The sequence below is a fragment of the Curtobacterium sp. MCPF17_003 genome, from assembly GCF_003224385.1.
GTDB classification, from domain to species: domain Bacteria; phylum Actinomycetota; class Actinomycetes; order Actinomycetales; family Microbacteriaceae; genus Curtobacterium; species Curtobacterium flaccumfaciens.
Window position 1 is genome coordinate 1 of sequence record NZ_QKLC01000014.1, and the last position, 19,122, is coordinate 19,122.

At 71.5% G+C, this 19,122-nt stretch carries 22 protein-coding genes; 8 read left to right on the plus strand and 14 right to left on the minus strand.

From position 1 onward, the window contains the following. Positions 1-64: 64 nt before the first annotated feature. From DEJ30_RS13610 to DEJ30_RS13620, 3 genes are all read left to right on the plus strand, one after another. Positions 65-1,471, plus strand: coding sequence for an APC family permease (locus DEJ30_RS13610; protein ID WP_110862261.1), 1,407 nt, complete (start codon positions 65-67; stop codon positions 1,469-1,471). Next, positions 1,468-2,397: an acetamidase/formamidase family protein gene (locus DEJ30_RS13615; protein ID WP_110862262.1), complete on the plus strand. Its 930-nt coding sequence runs from the start codon at positions 1,468-1,470 to the stop codon at positions 2,395-2,397. The genes DEJ30_RS13610 and DEJ30_RS13615 overlap by 4 nt, the downstream gene beginning before the upstream one ends. A gap of 79 nt (positions 2,398-2,476) precedes the next feature. Then, complete coding sequence (locus DEJ30_RS13620) at positions 2,477-3,244, plus strand: SGNH/GDSL hydrolase family protein (protein ID WP_258369953.1); 768 nt, start codon at positions 2,477-2,479, stop codon at positions 3,242-3,244. A gap of 6 nt (positions 3,245-3,250) precedes the next feature. Here the strand turns inward: DEJ30_RS13620 and DEJ30_RS13625 are convergent, their stop codons facing one another. The 3 genes from DEJ30_RS13625 to DEJ30_RS13635 form a co-directional block, all read right to left on the minus strand. After that, positions 3,251-3,742, minus strand: coding sequence for a GNAT family N-acetyltransferase (locus tag DEJ30_RS13625; RefSeq protein ID WP_110862263.1), 492 nt, complete (start codon positions 3,740-3,742; stop codon positions 3,251-3,253). A gap of 4 nt (positions 3,743-3,746) precedes the next feature. Further along, positions 3,747-5,150, minus strand: a complete 1,404-nt coding sequence (locus DEJ30_RS13630) for an LLM class flavin-dependent oxidoreductase (RefSeq protein WP_220032959.1) — start codon at positions 5,148-5,150, stop codon at positions 3,747-3,749. A 137-nt stretch (positions 5,151-5,287) separates the two neighbouring features. Beyond that, positions 5,288-5,656 (minus strand): VOC family protein, encoded by a 369-nt coding sequence (locus DEJ30_RS13635; RefSeq protein WP_110862264.1) that lies wholly within the window; start codon positions 5,654-5,656, stop codon positions 5,288-5,290. Positions 5,657-5,721: 65 nt separating this feature from the next. Between DEJ30_RS13635 and DEJ30_RS13640 the strand changes: the two genes are divergently transcribed. Further along, positions 5,722-6,174, plus strand: a complete 453-nt coding sequence (locus DEJ30_RS13640) for a MarR family winged helix-turn-helix transcriptional regulator (RefSeq protein ID WP_110862265.1) — start codon at positions 5,722-5,724, stop codon at positions 6,172-6,174. Here DEJ30_RS13640 and DEJ30_RS13645 read toward each other — a convergent pair. Next, entirely contained in the window at positions 6,162-6,731 is a 570-nt protein-coding gene (locus tag DEJ30_RS13645) for a uridine kinase (RefSeq protein WP_110862266.1), read from the minus strand. The genes DEJ30_RS13640 and DEJ30_RS13645 overlap by 13 nt on opposite strands. 53 nt (positions 6,732-6,784) lie before the next feature. Between DEJ30_RS13645 and DEJ30_RS13650 the strand changes: the two genes are divergently transcribed. Beyond that, entirely contained in the window at positions 6,785-7,240 is a 456-nt protein-coding gene (locus DEJ30_RS13650) for a GNAT family N-acetyltransferase (protein WP_110862267.1), read from the plus strand. On the opposite strand, the gene DEJ30_RS13655 is transcribed toward DEJ30_RS13650, so the two are convergent. Continuing rightward, positions 7,194-7,454, minus strand: coding sequence for a hypothetical protein (locus DEJ30_RS13655; protein WP_146238592.1), 261 nt, complete (start codon positions 7,452-7,454; stop codon positions 7,194-7,196). The two genes, DEJ30_RS13650 and DEJ30_RS13655, sit on opposite strands and share 47 nt — an antisense overlap. Before the next feature lie 24 nt (positions 7,455-7,478). Between DEJ30_RS13655 and DEJ30_RS17900 the strand changes: the two genes are divergently transcribed. Next, entirely contained in the window at positions 7,479-7,685 is a 207-nt protein-coding gene (locus tag DEJ30_RS17900) for a hypothetical protein (protein ID WP_146238593.1), read from the plus strand. A gap of 3 nt (positions 7,686-7,688) precedes the next feature. Here the strand turns inward: DEJ30_RS17900 and DEJ30_RS13660 are convergent, their stop codons facing one another. Then, a complete protein-coding gene (locus tag DEJ30_RS13660) occupies positions 7,689-8,165 on the minus strand; it encodes a GNAT family N-acetyltransferase (protein ID WP_110862343.1) in 477 nt (158 codons plus the stop codon). A 99-nt stretch (positions 8,166-8,264) separates the two neighbouring features. On the opposite strand from DEJ30_RS13660, the gene DEJ30_RS17905 reads away from it, so the two are divergent. Next, entirely contained in the window at positions 8,265-8,975 is a 711-nt protein-coding gene (locus DEJ30_RS17905) for a hypothetical protein (protein WP_146238594.1), read from the plus strand. Between the two features lie 84 nt (positions 8,976-9,059). On the opposite strand, the gene sufU is transcribed toward DEJ30_RS17905, so the two are convergent. The 6 genes from sufU to DEJ30_RS13700 all read right to left on the minus strand — a co-directional run bounded on the left by sufU (position 9,060) and on the right by DEJ30_RS13700 (position 15,817). After that, positions 9,060-9,509 carry a Fe-S cluster assembly sulfur transfer protein SufU gene (sufU, locus tag DEJ30_RS13675; RefSeq protein WP_071405057.1) on the minus strand — a complete coding sequence of 150 codons (450 nt, stop codon included), beginning with the start codon at positions 9,507-9,509 and terminating at the stop codon, positions 9,060-9,062. Then, complete coding sequence (locus DEJ30_RS13680; RefSeq protein WP_110862271.1) at positions 9,506-10,798, minus strand: aminotransferase class V-fold PLP-dependent enzyme; 1,293 nt, start codon at positions 10,796-10,798, stop codon at positions 9,506-9,508. Before DEJ30_RS13680 ends, sufU begins: the two co-directional genes overlap by 4 nt. Positions 10,799-10,933: 135 nt before the next feature. After that, positions 10,934-11,146: an antitoxin gene (locus tag DEJ30_RS13685; protein ID WP_110862272.1), complete on the minus strand. Its 213-nt coding sequence runs from the start codon at positions 11,144-11,146 to the stop codon at positions 10,934-10,936. A gap of 95 nt (positions 11,147-11,241) precedes the next feature. Further along, positions 11,242-12,525 carry a chloride channel protein gene (locus DEJ30_RS13690; RefSeq protein WP_110862273.1) on the minus strand — a complete coding sequence of 428 codons (1,284 nt, stop codon included), beginning with the start codon at positions 12,523-12,525 and terminating at the stop codon, positions 11,242-11,244. Positions 12,526-12,625: 100 nt separating this feature from the next. Next, positions 12,626-14,737 carry an alpha-galactosidase gene (locus DEJ30_RS13695; protein ID WP_110862274.1) on the minus strand — a complete coding sequence of 704 codons (2,112 nt, stop codon included), beginning with the start codon at positions 14,735-14,737 and terminating at the stop codon, positions 12,626-12,628. Positions 14,738-14,833: 96 nt separating this feature from the next. After that, positions 14,834-15,817, minus strand: a complete 984-nt coding sequence (locus DEJ30_RS13700; RefSeq protein WP_110862275.1) for a magnesium and cobalt transport protein CorA — start codon at positions 15,815-15,817, stop codon at positions 14,834-14,836. A gap of 153 nt (positions 15,818-15,970) precedes the next feature. Here DEJ30_RS13700 and DEJ30_RS13705 point away from each other — a divergent pair, with 153 nt between their 5' ends. Further along, on the plus strand, positions 15,971-16,780 hold the full coding sequence (locus tag DEJ30_RS13705; RefSeq protein WP_110862276.1) for a tryptophan-rich sensory protein: 810 nt from the start codon (positions 15,971-15,973) through the stop codon (positions 16,778-16,780). Between the two features lie 119 nt (positions 16,781-16,899). Here the strand turns inward: DEJ30_RS13705 and ald are convergent, their stop codons facing one another. Next, positions 16,900-18,009, minus strand: a complete 1,110-nt coding sequence (gene ald / locus DEJ30_RS13710) for an alanine dehydrogenase (RefSeq protein ID WP_110862344.1) — start codon at positions 18,007-18,009, stop codon at positions 16,900-16,902. A 141-nt stretch (positions 18,010-18,150) separates the two neighbouring features. Next, the gene (locus DEJ30_RS13715; RefSeq protein WP_110862277.1) at positions 18,151-19,110 is read right to left on the minus strand and encodes an AraC family transcriptional regulator; all 960 of its coding nucleotides are present in this window, start codon (positions 19,108-19,110) and stop codon (positions 18,151-18,153) included. Positions 19,111-19,122 lie beyond the last annotated feature (12 nt).

The window sequence follows — 19,122 nt, forward strand, 5'->3', positions numbered from 1 at the left end:
AGATGTGTATAAGAGACAGGCACCGCCCCCTGCACCCGTCCCTCCACCCGAAACGGAACCCGACATGTCGCAGCAGCACAGCGAGCTCTCCGCACAGCAGCAGCTCGAGGCCTACGGCTACAAGCAGGAGCTCAAGCGCTCCGTCTCCACCACCGACCTGCTCATCTACGGCCTGGTCTTCATGGTCCCGATCGCCCCGTGGGCGATCTTCGGGACCGTCTACAACGCCTCCAGCGGCATGGTGCCGCTGGTGTACCTCGTCGGCCTCGTCGCGATGATCTTCACCGCCCTGGCCTACGCGCAGATGGCGAAGTCGATCCCCCTCGCCGGCAGCGTGTTCTCGTACGTCGGCCGCGGCATCCACCCCACCGCCGGGTTCTTCGCCGGCTGGGCGATCCTGCTCGACTACCTGCTCGTCCCGACGCTGCTCTACGTGTTCGCCGCGGAGAGCATGGTCGGCATCTTCCCGGGCACGCCCCGCTGGCTGTGGGCGCTCGTGTTCGTCGCGATCAACACCGTCATCAACCTGGCGGGGGTGTCCTCGCTCAAGCTCGCGAACCGCATCTTCCTGCTCATCGAGCTCGTCTTCGTCGCGATCTTCGTCGTCATCGCGATCGTCGCACTGACCGGCGGCACGATCCCCGACGCGTCCTTCGGCACCGAGCAGATCTGGGACCCGGCCAAGGTGTCGGCGCCGCTCATCGCCTCGGCCCTGTCGATCGCGGTGCTGAGCTTCCTGGGCTTCGACGGCATCTCGACGCTGTCCGAGGAGTCCACCGGCCGTCGTGGCGGAGCCGGCACGGCGATGATCCTGGCGCTCGTCATCGTGGCGTTCCTGTTCATCCTGCAGACCTGGCTCGCATCCGCCCTGGCCGCGGGGCGGGACTCGTTCTCGGACAGCGAGGCCGGCAACGCCTTCTTCACCATCGTCGAGCAGGCCTCGTCGAGCGGCTGGGCGACCGCGTTCTTCGCCGTCAACGTGCTCGCCGTCGGCATCGCGAACGCCATGGCCGCACAGGCCGCGACGAGCCGTCTGCTCTTCTCGATGAGCCGCGACCGTCAGCTGCCCGCGTTCCTGCACAAGCTCAACGGGCGCCAGGTGCCGCAGAACGCGATCATCGTCGTCTCGGTGCTCTCCGCGATCCTGGTGCTGTTCTTCGTCGGGCAGATCGACACGATCTCGTCGCTCGTGAACTTCGGCGCGCTGTTCGGCTTCATGCTCCTGCACGTGTCCGTCTTCGTGCACCACGTCGTCAAGGGGAAGTCGCGCAACTGGCTGCTGCACCTGGTCGTGCCGCTGGTCGGGTTCCTGATCATCGGGTACGTCCTGCTGAACGCCGCGGTCGAGGCGAAGGTCGGCGGGGTCATCTGGCTGATCGTCGGCGCGGCCGTGTTCCTGTACTACCGACGCACCGGCCGTTCCACCGAGGTCGGCTCCGAAGCAGAACCGACGACGGAGGACGCACGATGACCCCGGACCACTTCCTGCCGAACACCCTCGGCCGCCCCGGGTTCTCGGCCGACCGGGAGCCCGTGCTGCGGGTCCGCCCCGGCACCGGCGAGACCATCGGCTTCGAGACCACCGACGCCGTCTACGCCGAACTCGACCAGCACCACGACATGGCGCAGCTGCAGGCGCCGATCAACCCGGTGACCGGCCCGGTGTTCGTCGAGGGGGCAGAACCCGGCGACACCCTCGTGGTGACCATTCACGCCATCGAGCTGACCACGCACGGCTGGTCGGTGTCCCTGCCCGGCTCCGGGGCCCTGCAGCACGTGATGGGCGACCGGGTCTTCGCCCGCCGCTGCCCGATCTCGGACGGCACGGTGCAGGTGTCCGAGCGGCACCGGTTCCCCGTCCGGCCGATGATCGGGTGCATCGGGACGGCCCCTGCCGAGGGTGAGAACTCGACGATCATGCCGGCCTACCCGGAGGGCGGCAACATGGACGTCACCGAGGCCCGCCCCGGCTCGAGCGTGTCCCTGCCCGTCCGGGTCCCCGGTGCGCTGCTGTCGATCGGCGACATCCACGCACTCATGGCCGAGGGCGAGTCGTCGTTCGTCGCCATCGAGGCCCAGGGCACCGCGATCGTCTCCGTCGACCTGGTGAAGGGCGGCCCGGTGCTCCGCGCACCCCGCATCGAGACCGCCGACGACTGGCTGTTCGTCGGCCTCGGCGACCCCGTGCAGGAGAGCGTCCGGCGCGGGTACGAGGACGCCTTCGCGTTCCTCGTCGACGAGCACGGCTGGACCGCCGAGGACGCCTACGCGGTGCTCAGCGCAGTCGGTGACTCGAAGCTCGGCGGGCCGACCGGCTCCACCGCCCCGGACCCGCTGCACCCCTTCGCCGCCGTCGGCGCGGTCACCCTGCACCGGGTGCCGAAGGCGGTGCTGTGAGGGTTCGCTGGGGGTGACGAGCCCTTCGTGAGCACGGAGTGCCGGGAACCTGCACAGGCGTGTGCACGATGATGGGCGCATGCACGACACCATCCGCTACGTCGCGATCGGCGACAGCTTCTCGGAGGGCATCGGCGACGCCGGACCCGCTCCGTTCCCCGGCTGGACCGGACGACTCGCGAGCGCGATGGCGGGAGCCTCGGACGCCGACGTCTCGTACGCGAACCTCGCGGTGCGCGGCCGACTGCTCGCCGGGGTCCTCGACGGCCAGCTCGGGGCCGCACTCGCGCTCGACCCGGCGCCGACCCTGATCACCTTCTGCGCCGGCGGGAACGACCTGCTGCGCCCGCGCTTCGACGTGGACGCGCTCATCGGGCAGGTCGAGGCAGCCGCCGACCGCGTCGAGGCCACCGGGGCACGCCTGGCGCTCCTCAGCCCGGCCGACCCGAGCGCCCGCCTGCCCCTCGGCTCCCTCATCAACCGCCGCGGTGACGCCTGGGCCGAAGCGCTCGGCACGCTCGCCCGACGCCGCGGCCTGCCGTTCGTCGACGTCTCGCGCGACCCGCACCTCGGCCGTGCAGAGTTCTGGTCGGACGACCGGCTGCACATGAACGCCACCGGGCACCAGCGCGTCGCGGACCTGGCGCTGCACGCGGTCCTCGACGGCCCCGCGCCGGTCGAGCCCGCGGACGCCGGTGCCGCCCGGGCCCGCCTGGGCGAGGAACTCCGCTACTACCGCGAGTACGTCCTGCCGTGGGTGCAGCGTCGGATCACCCGCACGTCGTCGGGCGACGGGCGCTCGGCGACCCACCCCACGTGGACGCCGGTGCGCAGGCAGGACGCGTAGCCAGCGTCAGCCCGCGACGTACACGCGGGTGGTGACCCCGCTCAGCGCGTGCGCGAACTCGTCGCCCGTCGCCACGAAGCCGCCCGCCTCGTACAGCCGCACCGCCCGGTCGTTGTCGCCGAGCACGTGCAGCACGACGCGTGGGTGCCCGGCAGCACGGGCATCGTGCACCGCCTCGGACAGCAGCGACCGTCCGACCCCGCGGGCCTGCACCCCTGGGCGCACCGCGAGCAACGACAGGTAGGCGGCGTCCGCCGGGTCCGTCGACCGCCCGGTGCCGGGCGCCGTCACGAGCACGAAGCCGTCGACCGCACCGTCCGGGCCGGGAGCCACCAACCAGGCGACGTGCTCCGCGGCGAACTTCTGCCGCGCACGCTCCCGCACCGCCGGGTCCTCGGCGGCGCCGTCACGGGCGGCCACGGCCGCGGCCCACAGGTCGATGCAGGTGTCGGTCTCGTCCGGGGTCGCAGGACGCACGACCACGGACGACTCGATCACCCGATCAGCCTACGACCGCCCGGCTCCCGATCCTGAACGACGCCCCACGGTGCTCGTCGGGCAGCCGGTCCCCGCGGCCGTGCAGCTTCTGGCGGAGCGACCCCGACCCGTACTCCTCCGGGTAGGCCCCACGGGCACGGAGCTCCGGGATCACGAACTCGATGACGTCCTCCCACGTGCCCGGGGTCACCGCGTACGCCAGGTTGAAGCCGTCGACGTCGGTCAGCTCCTGGATCTCCTGCAGCCGGTCGGCGATGGTCGCTCCCCCGCCGACCGCCACCGGGCCGAGTCCACCGATCGCCGTCTGCCGCGCCAGGTCACGGATCGTCCACTTCGACCCGTCCTCCCCCGTCGCCGCCGCGATGTTCGCCGCCGCCGACTGGATCGCGTTCGACTCGACGTCACCGAGGGGCTGGTCCGGGTCCCACTGCGACAGGTCGACCCCCATCCAGCCGGAGTTGAGCACCAGCGCACCGAGCTCCGACGCGTACGACAGGTAGTCCTCGTACTTCGCCTGGGCCAGCTCGTCGGTGGCGTCCGTGATCACGGTGAGCAGCGTGTAGACGCGGGCGGCGTACCGGTCGCGACCAGCTGCCTCCAGGGCGTCCCGGACCTTCGCGACGGTCGACGCGAGCTGCTCGACGGTCGGTGCGCCCACGAAGACCGCTTCCGCGTTCTCCGCGGCGAAGCGGATGCCGCGCGGCGACGCGCCCGCCTGGTAGATGACGGGCGTGCGCTGCACGGACGGCTCGGACAGGTGGATGCCCGGCACGTCGAAGTGCGTGCCGTGGTGCTCGATCGGGTGCACCTTCGCCGGGTCCGTGAAGACCCCCGCTTCGCGGTCGGCGACGACGGCGTCGTCCTCCCACGAGCCCTCCCACAGCTTGTAGAGGACCTCGAGGTACTCGTCCGCCACGTCGTACCGGTCGTCGTGTGACAGCTGGTCGGTCTGGCCCATGTTCCGCGCGGCACTCGGCAGGTACCCGGTGACGACGTTCCAGCCGACCCGGCCCTTGGTCAGGTGGTCGAGCGTCGACATGCGTCGGGCGAACGGGTACGGGTGCTCGTACGCGGTGCCCGCCGTGATGCCGAAGCCCAGGTGCTCCGTCACCGACGCCATCGCCGACACGAGCAGGATCGGGTCGTTCACGGGCACCTGCGACCCGGTGCGGAGCGCAGCCTCGTTCGAGCCGCCGTACACGTCGTACGTGCCCAGGACGTCGGCGATGAAGATGCCGTCGAACGCACCCCGCTCGAGCGTCTTCGCCAGGTCCGTCCAGTAGGTCAGATCGCGGTAGTCCCGCGACCGGTCACGCGGGTGCCGCCACAGCCCGGAGGACTGGTGCGCGACGCAGTTCATGTCGAACGCGTTGAAGCGGATCTGCCGGTGCTCGCTGCTGGTGGTCACGGGTCGAGACGCTACGTCGGACACCCCGGACCGTCACGGATCGTGACGAAGCGTGACGGTCGGCTCCGGCATCGGCCTGGAGGCCCGCCCCGCGCCCGGCGCGCCGCCCGCGCCGGGCGCGTGGCTCGTTCCAGGGCTCAGGCGCGGTCGTGGAGCGTGACGTGGTAACCGTCGGGGTCGGCGAACGTGAACGTCCGACCGAAGGGACCGTCGATCGGCGCCGAGACGATGCGGTGCCCGTCGGCGACCAGCGCGTCGTGGATCGCCTGCACGTCCGTCGCGTGCAGCCAGATCGCGACGCCGAGGCCGGGCTGCGCCACCGCGTCGAGGTCCGTGCCGGGTACCAGGTCGCGCAGGGCGAAGGCGATCGGCGTGGTCTCGAACACGACGGCGTGCGGCGGGCCGGCCTGCGAGCGGACGAGGCCGAGGTACCGCTCGTAGAACGCCTGTGAGGCATCGAGGTCGCGGGTCTGCAGTGAGATGAAGTCGGGGCCGGTGACGGGCATTGGTGCACTCCTTGATCTTTGTGTCAGTTTTCTGACACACCGCAAACCTATGTCAGACTACTGACATGCGTCAAGACGACACCGGCATCGACCTCGAGACGTCGATCGGCTACCTGCTCAAGGAGACCGCCAGCGCCCTCCGTGCGTCGATGGAGGCCGTGCTGCGCCCGCTCGGCATGACGGTGACGCACTACTCCTGCCTCGAACTGCTCGCACAGCGCCCCGGCCTGTCGAACTCCGAACTCGCGCGGGGCACCTTCGTCACCCGGCAGTCGATGAACGTGTTGCTGCAGACCCTGGAGCGGGACGGTTTCGTCACCCGCGCCACCGAGCCGTCGGTCGGCAAGGCGCTCCCCACGCAGCTCACCGACAGCGGGCGTCGGAGCCTGGCGCAGGCGAGTGCGGCGATCCGCGGTGTCGAACAGCGGATGCTCGCCGATCTGACCACCGACCAGCAGACCGAGGCCCGCCAGATCCTGCGGAGCATGGTCGCATCGCTCCGTAGTCAGGAGACGTAACGCGCCGACGCAGCGTCCTTCGGCGCGTACCGCTCCTCGAAGTCACGCTCGTTGGGGACCCACACGTCTCGCCAGAGCGCATCATGCCTGCGCCCGAGCCCGCGATCACGAGCCATGCCACGACGTGCCGCCGAGTCGAGGTCGACATCACACCAGATGGTGACGTCGAGGTGCGGGAGCGCGTCGGGGTGGAAGAGTCCGATCAGGTCGACGATCAGGACGTCCGTCCGCGGCAGCGGCTCAGCCGGTCCGAGGGCTCGAACCGACCAGTCGAACCGCTGGAACGTGCTCGCCCGAGCAGCCCTGTGCGGTTGGAGCACCGACGACACCAGACGGGGACGATCGACGCCGTCCCAGTCGACGGAGCGCTGATGGGACCGAACGGGGTCGAGGAAGTCGTCGCCGCGGATACGGACCGCGCCCGGGAGCCCCTCGACAAGCTTGCGTGTCAGCGTGGACTTGCCGGATCCGCAGTACCCGGAGACACCGACGACGATCGGTGCACGAGCCGAGGCACGGCGGGACGCGACAAGGTCGATGACGCCGTCGCGGTCCATCGGGCAAGCGTACGAGGTCGATGACGGTGCGCCGGCGTTCGTAGGCTGGGCGGATGGACGTCGCTCTGCGGGACAGCACCCCCGAGGACCTCGAGTGGCTCGTCGAGCTCCGGGCCGTGGTGCTGCGCGACGACCTGACGCGGCTCGGGGTGTTCGACGAGCTGCGCGTCCGACAGCGCCTCCGCGACGCGTTCCGGCCGCGACTGACCCGCATCGTCGTGATCGACGGCCGCGACGTCGGATCGATCACCGTGCGGTTCGAGGACGACGTCCGCTGGGTCGAGCACTTCTACCTCACGCCCGACGTCCAGGGACGTGGCGTCGGGTCGACCGTGCTGCGCGCCGTCCTCGACGAGCCCCACGACGGCCCGACGCGGCTCAACGTGCTGGTGGGCAGCCCCGCCCGTCGACTCTACGAACGACACGGCTTCGTGCTCGACACCGATGACGGCGTCGACGTCTTCATGACGCTGCGCGCGGCCGATCGAGCACCCCACGAAGTGCACTGAGCTGCTCGTCGACGACGTCGGCCATCCGGCGCTCGGCCGGTCCGGTGACCCAGGCCTCGAGGGCCAGGTGGAACAGCATCACGCACGTCTCGGCGATCACCGCCGCCTCGGACGGATCGAGCCCGCGAACGACGAAGGCTTCGCGCGCCGCGTCCGTCAGGTCGGCACGCTTCCGGGCGTCGCGCTCCCGGAGTGACGGCTCGGACAGCACCACCCGCCGCACCGCACCGACCTCGTCGTGACGCCCCTCGAACCGCTCGTCGGCGACCTGCCGGAGGCCGTGCACGACGATGTCGAGCGGGTTGATCCCGGCCGGCGCTACGAACTCCTCGGTCTCGACGACCAGGCCGTCGCGCTCGCGAAGTCCCGCTGGGCACGGGCGCAGGAACGCGACGAGCGCATCGCCGTCGGCGACGCGCTCCGCGAGATCGGCGTCATCGCCTGATCGCTACTCCGTAGCGAGCGACTTCGCGTACCAGCGGTCGGAGTACGGGTCGTCGCTGAACGGCGGGACCCGGACGAAGCCGAGCCGTTCGTAGAGCGCACAGGCCTCGGCGAGGTCGGCCCGCGTGTCCAGCCGCAACGACGTGATACCGCGTCCGCGGCAGACGTCCTCGACGTGGCGCAGGAGCCCCGAACCGACGCCTCGGCCTCGGTGCTCCGGCAGCGTGAACACCTTCGTCAGCTCGCCGACGGCGCCCACGAAGCGCACGCCGGCGCAACCGACCACGGCTCCCCCGTCGGCGGCGACGAGGAACACCCCCGAGTCCCCATGCAGGTCGTCGTACGGCTCCTCGTCGAGTGCCCGGTCGACCTCGGCCGACGTCGCCGCCCGCCCGTACCACCGCGACGCGACCTCCGTCAGGTAGTCCCGCACGATCACGTCGGATCCCGCCGAGCCGGGATGCGCTGTCTCGACGATCATGTGGTCCATCCTCGTGCTCGTGCTCGTGACCGCCATCAGTCCGCGCCGACGTCCGTCAGGATCGCCGGGACGACGACACTGCAAGGTGAAGGGAGAATCATGACCACGCTCCGCACCACCATCCTCACCGTCGGCATCGCCACGCTCCTCATCGGGGCGGCTGGCTGCGCGACAGCGTCCGGGCCGAGCGCTCCGAGCGCCACGCAGACGAGTGCGACGGCCGCCACCACGCCGACGGCGACTCCGAGATCGACCCCGACCCCGACCCCGACCCCGACTTCATCCAGCCCGAGCGGCCCCTCGAGCTGGGTCTTCGGCGACGCGTCCTTCGGTCCCGTCCAGCTCGGTGCCACGGACGCCAGCACGGTGCTGCCGGCTGCCGGCTTCTCGCGGCAGCCGTCGAGCGGCTGCCCGACGTTCTGGGAGTGGCAGTCCGCCGACCTGTCCACCCCCAGCGGGTCCGGGTACCGGATCCTGGTCACGTCCGACGACTCCGGACGCGGCGTGCGCTACATCAGCGTTGCGGGACAGGCAACCGACCCCGGAGCGTTCTCGTCGCCCGTGCTGACGTCCACGGGCATCGCGCTCGGTTCCACCGCAGACGACGTGCGCGCTGCGTACCCCGGGCTCGAGAAGACGATCGACACGTGGGAGCCACCGATCGGCGGCTACCGCGAGTACGTGGCACCGACCACGGATGGCCACTGGCTGCACTTCGACACCACGGGTGGCGCTTCCGGCGCTGAGGACATCGTGACGACGATCGTCATCAACGACACGAAGGCGGCAACGCAGGACGTCTGCCGCTGACCGCGCTGCGGACGGGAGGCGCGGGGCGGGCCCGCAACGGGCCTCCCGACTGTCCGGTGCTCGCGATCGCGAGCCGCACACGGGTCAGCGGGACGCGGTCGCCTCGCGCGCGGCGGCTTCCGCCGCGACCCAGGCGAGCATGCCGCACTTGACGCGCATGACGAACTTGGAGACGCCGTGGAAGGCGACGAGGTCCTCGAGGACGTCCTCGTCGGGCTCGCCGACGCCGCGCGAGCGCATCATGGTGCGGAACTCCTCGGTCAGCGCGAGGAACTCGGGTACGGTGCGGCCGACCGCCATGTCGGTGAGGACGGACGCCGAGGCCATCGAGATCGAGCAGCCGTCGCCCTGCCAGGCGAGCCCGGCGATGCGGTCGGTGCCGGGTTCGAGCCGCAGGCTGACCGTGATCTCGTCGCCGCACGTGGGGTTCCGCTCGAAGTGCGAGGCATCCGCGTCGGGCATCGCGCCGTCGCCGTGACGCGCCTTCGCGTGGTCGAGGATGACCTGCTGGTACAGGCTGTCGAGGGCGTTCACGCGGTGGCTCCGAAGTAGTCGCGGACCTCGGCGACGGCTGCGAGGAACCGGTCGACGTCGTGCTCGGTCGTGTAGACGTACGTGCTCGCACGGCTCGTGGCGACGAGACCGAGGCGGCGGTGCAGGGGCTGGGCGCAGTGGTGGCCGGAACGCACCGCGATGCCCTGCGCGTCGAGGTACTGCGAGACGTCGTGGGCGTGCACCCCGTCGACGTCGAACGACACCAGACCGGAGCGTGGGACGCCGGCGGGCGGGCCGACCACCCGGATGCCGGGCACTGCGGCGAGACCGTCGAGCATCCGGCGGGCCAGGTGTTCCTCGTGGGCGCGGACGCGTTCCATGCCGATGCCCTGCAGGTACCGGACGGCCTCGGCGAGGGCGACGGTCTGCGACACCGGCTGCGTGCCGGCCTCGAACCGCTCGGGCGCCGGCATGAACTCGGAGCCCTCCATCGTCACGGTGGTGATCATCGAGCCACCGGTCCGGAACGGCGGCAGGGCGTCGAGCAGCTCGGCACGGCCCCAGAGCACGCCGATGCCGTTCGGGCCGAGCATCTTGTGCCCGGAGAACGCGGCGAAGTCGACCCCGAGCTGCTGCACGTCGAGGGGACGGTGCGGTGCGGACTGGCAGGCGTCGAGCACGACGAGGGCGCCGCGGGCGTGGGCGAGGCCGACGACCTGCTCGACGGGGGCGATCATCCCGGTGACGTTCGAGACGTGCGAGAACGCGACGACCTTCGTGCGGTCCGTGATCAGCGCCGCGGCGTCGTCGGCGGTCCAGGTGCCGTCGTCGGCGACCGGGATCCAGCGCAGGGTGGCACCGGTGAGCGCGGCGAGCTCCTGCCACGGCACGAGGTTGGCGTGGTGTTCGGCCTCGGTCACGAGGATCTCGTCACCGACGCCCAGGCGGAAGCGCTCGGCTTGGGCACCGCCGCGGCCACGGCTGGCGTTGGCCATGCCGTAGGCGACGAGGTTGAGCGCGTCGGTGGCGTTCGCGGTCCACACGACCTCGGTCGGAGCAGCGGCTCCGATGAAGCCGGCGACGGTGGCGCGGGCGTCCTCGTAGGCGTCGGTGCTGAGCGCCGCGAGCGTGTGGGCCCCGCGGTGGACGGCGGCGTTGTCGTGTTCGAGGAACCGGCGCTCGGCGTCGAGGACCTGGCGCGGGCGTTCAGCCGTCGCCCCGGAGTCCAGGTACGCCAACGGCTGCCCGTTCACGTCCTGCGCGAGGATCGGGAAGTCCCGCTTGATCGCCTCGACCTCGGTCTCGGTGAGCGGCTGGTTCGGCGCCACGACTGTCACGTCTCGTCCTCCTGGTGCTGCTGTCCGGAGCAACCCGTCCATGGTGTCCGTTGTTCCCGACCACGTCCAGTCGGCACCGCGACGGCCCAGGACCACGCCGGGTCCTGGGCCGTTGCACGTCGGTCGCTACTCGTTGCCGAGCTTCTTGTCCGCAGCGTCGCGGGCACCGTCGATCTTGTCGTCGTACTTGCCGCCCGTGGCCTTCTTGACCGCGTCGGCCACGCCGCCGAGCACCTTGTCGCTGACGCCCTCGGCCTTCTCGCTCTGCAGGGCGTCCCGGACCTTTCCGTCCTTCAGGAACTCCTGGGCCTTCTTCGTGATGTCGTCGAACCCCGCCATCGGCTGCTCCTCGTCTCGGTGCGGAGCCCGTCGCTCCGTCCTGGCGCCGACAGTAGGCCGCCGGGCAGCCGTCCGTACCGGGATGTTCGGGGTCTTCACACCATCTGTGCGCTGCGACGGCGGGCGAGCACGTACCCGACGGCGACCGCGCCGGACACCGCGAGCAGCGAGGGCACGAGGATGTCGGTGCCCTGCTGGGTGAACTCGACGACGAGCACCAGGGCGGTGAACGGTGCCCGCATGGTGGTGGCGAGGAAGGCCGCCGCACCGACGAACGCGAAGGCCGCCAGGCTCGGACCGTCGGCCGGCCACAGCAGCAGCCATGCTCCGCCCAGGCCACCGCCGATCGCCGACCCGATCGCGATCGAGGGCGTCAGGGTGCCGCCGACCGCACCCGCGCCGATGGTGGCCGAGGTGGTCACGGTCCGCAGGACGCCGAGCAGCAGCAGGAGCACGATCGGCGACAGGCTGGCGAACGAGGCGTCGTCGAGCGTGCTGTTCATCGCGACGAGGCCGAGGGCCCGGCCGTTGCCGAGGATCTCCGGGAACGGGATCGCGATGAGCCCGACCATCGCGAAGACCACGGGCAGCACGACGAGCAGGTGCCAGCCCTTCGGGGCGATGCCCTGCAGCCGGTTGGTCAGCTTGACGAACCCGACCCCGGCGAGCCCCAGCACCGGCCCCACGACGACCGCCCAGACGAGCAGCGACGGCGACAGGTGCATCGCGGGCACGTGGTACAGCACCTCGTCCGGGATCACGAGCCGGGCGGTGATGGCGGCGACGGCACTCGTGGCGAAGGCGGGCAGGGCGGTCGCGAAGCTGATCTCGCCGAGCAGGACCTCGACCGCGAACAGCGCACCGCCGAGGGGCACGTCGTAGACGGCGGCGAGGCCGGCCGCGGCCCCGCAGGCGACGAGGATCTTCGTCTCGCGTGCGGTCAGCCCAGCACGACGGGTGACGAGTTGGGCCAGCCAGGCCCCGACCTCACGCGGCGCGACCTCTTTGCCGATGGAGGCGCCGAGCCCCACGGCCAGGATCTGGACACCGGCGTTCGCGAGCGTCGCCAGGGCCGGCATCCGCTTGCCGTCGACGGCCGCGGTGACCGAGACGATCGAGCGCCCCCACCGACGGAGCGCCCACCAGGCGAACCCGGTCAGGACGCCGGCCGCCGTGAGCGCGAGGAACCGGTTCAGCCCGGACGATGCGTCGGCCGCCTCGAGGTGCCCGCCGAACCCGTAGCCGAAGGCGACGAACTGGATGAGCTGGAGCGCGAGCCAGACCGCGATGCCGGCGATGCCGCCGGAGACGCCCACCAGGGCGGTGACGACGGCGAGCTTGAGGGCCCAGACCGGGGTCGCGTGTCCGGAGTGCGGCATGACCGGAAGCCTAACGGGCTGCACGCACCCGATGACGGACGGCGACGGGGCCGCCGGACGCGGGGCGGGCCTCCAGGCCGGGCACCCCGACCACCCGTCGTCAGACGGCCGTCACCCGGAACGGCACCACGCAGTCGGCCGGCATGAGCGGCGGCTGCAGGCCGACGGTGCCGAGCACCCGTCCGCTGAACACCCGCGGGCCGGACCACCAGTCCGGTCGCACCAGGTCGTGGCCGTCGCCGATGACCACGGGGTCGACGCGGTACGCCGTGTCGGGGTCGAGGTCGCGGAAGGTGACCCGGCCGGTGCCGGAGACCTCGGAGCGGCCGATGCTGGCGAGGAAGAAGACGGCCTGCTGCCGGTCCGGCGCGACCGTGCCGTACACGAGCCGCGCGTCGTCGACCTCGTCCGACCGCACCAGGTCACCGCCGTGCAGGAGCGGGCGGAGGTCGCGGTAGAGCGCGATCCACTCGGTGAGCGCGGCGGACTCGTCGGCGGTCGCGCCGGCCAGGTCCCACTCGATGCCGAGGTGGCCGACCAGGGCGGTGCCGGCACGGAAGGCGAGGTCGTGGACGCGGCCGGTCGTGTGGTTCCGGCCGCTCGCGATGTGCGAGCCGAGCAGCTCCGGCGGCAGGAGCTGCTGCGTCCACCGGTGCATCTGCTGGCGCTCGAGCGGGTCGATGTCGTCGGACACCCACACCCGCGCGGTGTGCTCGATGACGCCGAGGTCGACCCGACCACCACCCGACGAGCACGACTCGATCTCCAGCGACGGGAACCGCTCGCCGAGCGTCGCCATCAACCGGTACGCGGCGAGGGTCTGCTCGTGGACCGCTGCGCCGCCGCCCGGGAACCCCGCCTCGACGAGGTCGCGGTTGTGGTCCCACTTCACGGCGTCGACCGCGTACTCGCCGATGATCGAAGTCATCCGCTCGAGCACGTGGTCGAAGGCCTCGGGGATCGCCAGGTTGAGCACCTGCTGGTCGCGGGACCGGGCGGGCAGCCGGCCGTCGGCCTGCAGGATCCACTCCGGGTGGGCGCGGGCGAGGTCGCTGTCCTCGTTCACCATCTCGGGTTCGAACCACAGGCCGAACTCCATGCCGAGCGCACGGACGCGATCGACCAGGGGGCCGAGTCCGTCCGGCCAGACGTCCTCGTCGACGTACCAGTCACCGAGGCCGGCGTGGTCGTCGCGGCGGCCACGGAACCAGCCGTCGTCGAGCACGTACCGTTCGACGCCGAGGGCTGCGGCACGCTCGGCGAGGTCGACGAGGCGGGCCAGGTCGTGGTCGAAGTACACGGCCTCCCACACGTTGATCGTCATCGGGCGGGGCGTCGTCGGGTGCTGCGGGCGGCTGCGGAGCCAGCGGTGGAACCGTCGGGCCTGGTCGTCGAGGCCGTCACCGTGGGCGAAGTACACCCAAGGCCCCTCGTACGTGGCACCGGTGGCGAGCCGGACCTCGCCGGGCAGCAGGAGTTCACCGCCGCCGATGACCTGGCGGCCGGTGGCGAGCCGTTCGGCGTGGTGCCGGTGGTTCCCGCTCCAGGCGGTGTGGACGCCCCAGACCTGGCCGTGCGCGAAGCCGAAGCCCGGCTCCCCCACCGTCAGCACGGTCGCGGCGTCGGTGCCGGTGCGGCCCTTCCGCCCCTCGCGCTGGTGGGTCCCCACGACGAGTTCGCGGCGCTGCGGGGTCCGCTCCTTGCCCCAGCGCCCGGCGAAGTCCAGGATCTCGCGCGCCCCCGACGGGATCGGCATCGCGAGCGTCAGGTCGTCGACGGTGTAGACGCCGTCGGCGGTGTTCGTCACGCTCGCGCGGGCCCGCACGAGCCCGGAGCCGAGCATCTCGATGGTCACCCGGACGGCGAGCCCGGCGACGGTGTCCTCGGCATCGGCGGTGACCGCGGAGTCGGTGACCGCGAGCGACGTCACCGTGAACGCCGGCGACCAGTCGGCCCCGTCACGGTGCCCGGCGAGTCCCGGACGACCACTCCAGCCCCGGTGCGGCTCGGGCAGCACTGACAGGCGCACCGGGTCGTCCATCTCGTTCGGTGCGACGGGCACGACGTCGGCGTCGGCGAGGGCCGTCAGCGCGTCGGTGTCGAGCGGTCCGAGTGCCGCTCCCCAGTGCACGACGGCGGGGAGCGCGTCGTCGCGGCAGTCCAGGACGAGCGAGACGCCACCGGCGGTCAGGTGGACGAGTTCGTGCGGCATGCGGGCTCCAGTCGGCGTCGTTGCACGTCAGAGCTTTCCGGTCCGGAGCCGTCCGCTGCAAATCCGGCGGCGGCGCGGCTCCGGTTGCGGCGCGGCTCAGAACCAGCGTTTGACCTTGAACACCACGTACAGGATCGCGGCGAACAGGACCATCGCGACGATCGACAGCGGGTACCCCCACGTCCAGCCGAGTTCGGGCATGTGCGTGAAGTTCATCCCGTAGATCGCGGCGATGAGCGTCGGCGCGAACAGGATCGCCGCCCACCCGGAGATCTTCTTCGTGTCGTCGTTCTGCTTCTGCGCCGCCAGGGTGGAGTCGACGGTCAGGGCGTTCTGCAGCAGCTGCCGGAACGTGTCGAGGCGCTCCACCACCCGGATCGCGTGGTCGAGGACGTCGCGGAACCGCCGCTGCATCTCGATCGGCAGGTGGTACTTCTCGGCACCGCGGTGCAGGTTCTCGATGATGTGGATGAGGGGTCGGGCGGCGCGCTGGAAGTCGACGACCTCGCCGAACAGCTCGTACACGCGCCGGGACACCCCGGCCTCGCCCGAGAACAGCTGGTCCTCGATCTGGTTGATGTCCTCTTCGAGGCCGTCGATCACCGGCACGTAGCCGTCGACGATGGAGTCCATGAGCGCCCAGAGCTGCGCCTGCGGGCCGACGGTCACCAGCCCGGGCTTGCCGCTCAACCGCTGCAGCGCCCGGGGAACGGTCTGCTTGCCACGGGGGTCGGCCTTCACGACGGCGAGGAAGAAGGTCTCACCGACGAAGGCGTGCACCTCGCCGAACGCCACCTCTTCCTGCTGGTCGTTGTACAGCGCCGGCTTGAGCACCACGAACAGCGTCGAGCCGTAGCGCTCGAGCTTCGGTCGCTGGTGCCCCTCGGCGGAGTCCTCGACGGCGAGTTCGTGCAGGCCGAGGGCGACCGCGACGTCGCCGAGTTCCTGGGCGTCGGGCTGGTGCAGGACGATGCACGCGCTGGCGCCCTGCTCGTCGAGCATCCGGAAGGTGTCGTCGAGGGACGGACTCGCGATCGGGGCGATCCGGTCGATGTAGACGGTGTTCAGTTCGACGCTCACGCGACCACCGTACGCAGGGTGGCCGGTCTCCGGCCTGGAGGCCCGTGGCACGCCCGCCATGCGCCCAGCGTCCTGCCTGAACGCGCGCTGCACGACCGTCGGCGCGGGCCGCCTACCGTGCAGGTCATCAGCATGCTGACGAAAGGGACTGTCATGAAGAGGATCTGGAAGCGCATCGCGGTGGCCGTGAGCGCGGTCGTCGCCGTCATCGGCGCGTACGTCGGGTCGGGCGCTGCCGGTGGGACGCCCATCCAGGACGCCGCCGGTGGCGCACTGTCGGCGTCCTCCACCGCGATCGCCCCGGACGGCCCGGCCTTCTCGATCTGGAGTGTCGTCTACGCCGGGCTCATCGGCTACGCGGTGCTGCAGCTCTTCCGCACCGCGAACGACGAGCGGCACGAGCGCCTGGTGGTGCCGGCGGTGCTGTCCCTGCTGCTCAACGCCGCGTGGATCCTGTCGGTGCAGTTCGGGTTCCTGTGGGCGAGCGAGCCGATCATCGTCGCACTGCTCGTCGTGCTGATCTGGACGTTCACGATCCTGCGCCGGACCCCGTCCCGCGGGGTCGTCGAGGCGATCCTGACCGACGGCACGTTCGGGCTGTACCTCGGGTGGGTCTGCGTCGCGACGGCCGCCAACACCGCTGCGGTGCTGACGGCGGCGGGCTTCCGGGGCTTCGGACTCGGGCAGGACCCGTGGGGCGTGGTCGTCGCCGCGGTGGCCGGGCTCGTCGGGGTCCTCATCGCGCTGTGGGGTCGTGGACGCCTGGCGCCGATGGCCTCGGTCGCATGGGGTCTTGCGTGGGTCGCGGTCGCCCGGTTCGAGGGGCCGCTCGTCTCCGTGCCGACGGCGGTCGCGGCCATGGTGGCTGCGGCGGCCGTGGTCGTCGTGACGGTGGTGGTGCGTGCCCGCGTCGGCTGGGTCGGCGGGCGTGCCGGTCGGGCGGCGGCACCCGTGGCGGCCTGACACGGGTCCTCCTGCGCGTCGTTTCGCGCTGAGCGACACCTCACGCGGCCGTTGGCCCGTGAGGTGTCGCTCAGCGCGAAGACTCGTGCGGCAGACTCGTGCGGCAGACGCCCGCGGCCTCAGCGCGGAGACTCGGCGGACGCCACCAGCCCGTGGGCGGCGGCCACCGCGGCGTTCGTGACCCGGCCGGCGTGCACGTTCAGGCCGGCGGCGAGCGCGGGGTCGGCCTCGAGCGCGGCCTCCCAGCCACAGTCGGCGATCGCGACGGCGTAGGGCAGCGTGGCGTTCGTCAGCGAGATCGTGCTCGTGCGCGGGACGGCGCCGGGCATGTTCGCCACGCAGTAGTACACGGTGTCGTGCACGGCGAACGTGGGGTCGTCGTGGGTGGTCGGGTGGGAGCCCTCGAAGCAGCCGCCCTGGTCGATCGCGATGTCGACGAGGACCGATCCGGGCCGCATGTCGGCGACCATCGCGTCGGTGACGAGCTTCGGCGCGGACGCCCCGGGGATCAGGACCGAACCGATCACCAGGTCGGCGTCGCGCAGTGCCTCGGCGATGGCGTGCGCCGACGAGCGCAGGGTCGTAAGGCGGCCGTCGAACCGGGCGTCCAGGGCCCGGAGCCGCGGCAGGCTGATGTCGAACACCGTGACGTCGGCACCCATGCCGAGCGCCATCGTGGCGGCGTGCTCTCCCGCGACGCCGCCGCCGATGACGACCACCCGGCCCTTCGGCGTGCCGGGGACGCCGCCGAGCAGCAGCCCGCGCCCACCGTTCGTGCGCATCAGGTGGAACGCGCCGACCTGGGCGGACAGTCGCCCGGCGACCTCGGACATCGGCGACAGCAGGGGCAGCGAGCGGTCCGGCAGCTGCACGGTCTCGTAGGCGATCGCCGTCGCGCCCGAGTCGATGAGCGCGTCGGTCAGCGGTCGGTCGGCGGCGAGGTGCAGGTAGGTGAAGAGCATCTGGCCCGGCCGGATCATCGGGTACTCCGACGCGACCGGCTCCTTCACCTTGAGGATCAGCTCGGCGCGCTCCCAGACCTCGGCCGCGGTGTCGACGATCGTGGCCCCGGCGGTGCGGTACTCGTCGTCGGTGAACGCCGAACCGGACCCGGCACCGGCCTGCACCAGCACCTGGTGGCCGTGCGACCCGAGCTCGGCGACGCCGGCCGGAGTGGCGGCGACGCGGTACTCGTTGTTCTTGATCTCGGTGGGGACGCCGATGCGCATGCTGACTCCTTCGTGGGCGGTGCGTTCGTCCCCACCATTGAGCACCGGATTCGCCCACAGCAGCACCGAGCCGAACATCCCGACAACCGCAGCGCGATCCGTGTCACGGTATTCGGCGGAACGGCCCCCAGTGTCGGTCGGTCAGCGCCCGCGCAGCGACTCGCTCGGCAGTTCGCCGAAGCGGCTGCGGTAGGTCGCCGAGAAGCGCCCGAGGTGCCCGAAGCCCCACGTCCGGGCGACCTCGGCCACCGTCGTCTCGTCGAGGCCGCTGCCGACCAGGTCGGTCCGCGCACCGTCGAGTCGCACGCCGCGCAGGAGTTCCCCCGGCGTCTGGTCGAGGTGCCGGCGGAGGGACTGCTGCAGCCCGCGCGGGCTGAGTCCCGCCGCCGCAGCGATGTCCGGGGTACCGATCGCTTCGCGCGCGTGCTCGTGCACGAACTCGAGCGCCCGACGCAGGCGGTCGTGCTCGGGGCCGCTGCCGGACACCGTCGCACGCCACTTGCTGCGCTGCGGGAACGCCCGGATCGCCGCGGTGGCGAACGCCTCGGCAATGTCGTGCTGCACGCTCGGGCTCATCGACCGGTCGACGTCGAGCCACGTGGCGGAGTACTTCCGCACCACCGAACGCCACAGCGCGATGCCGTCGGCCGTCGGACGGCGCATGGGCTCGAAGGCGAAGTCGTCGTCGCCGGCGACCGCCCGGACGAAGTCGCGGTCCAGGTGCACCAGGTTCAGGGCGATGTCCCGGTGGTGCAGGGCGTAGGGCTCGGCGAAGGGCAGCACGACCGGCACCCCGGCCTCGAGCTCGTGGGTCTCGCCGCCCGAGGTGATCCGGCTCGAACCGCTCCGCATCCAGGCGACCAGGAACTCGTCGTCGACCTGGCTCTCGCTCCGCAGGTCGACCATGAACCGCGACGACCGCAGCGACATCCGTTCGTCACCGACGCCGGCGAAGTCCCAGTAGGCGTTCTCGTGGGTGCGACGGACCAGTGGTGCACGGAAGTCGTAGTCGCCCGTGAAGAACGCGAGCGCCTGGTCGACGTCGCTGCCGACCATCCGTCGGAAGTACCGCTCACCGGGCTGTTCGAGAGAAAGCACCATGCTCGAGAACCT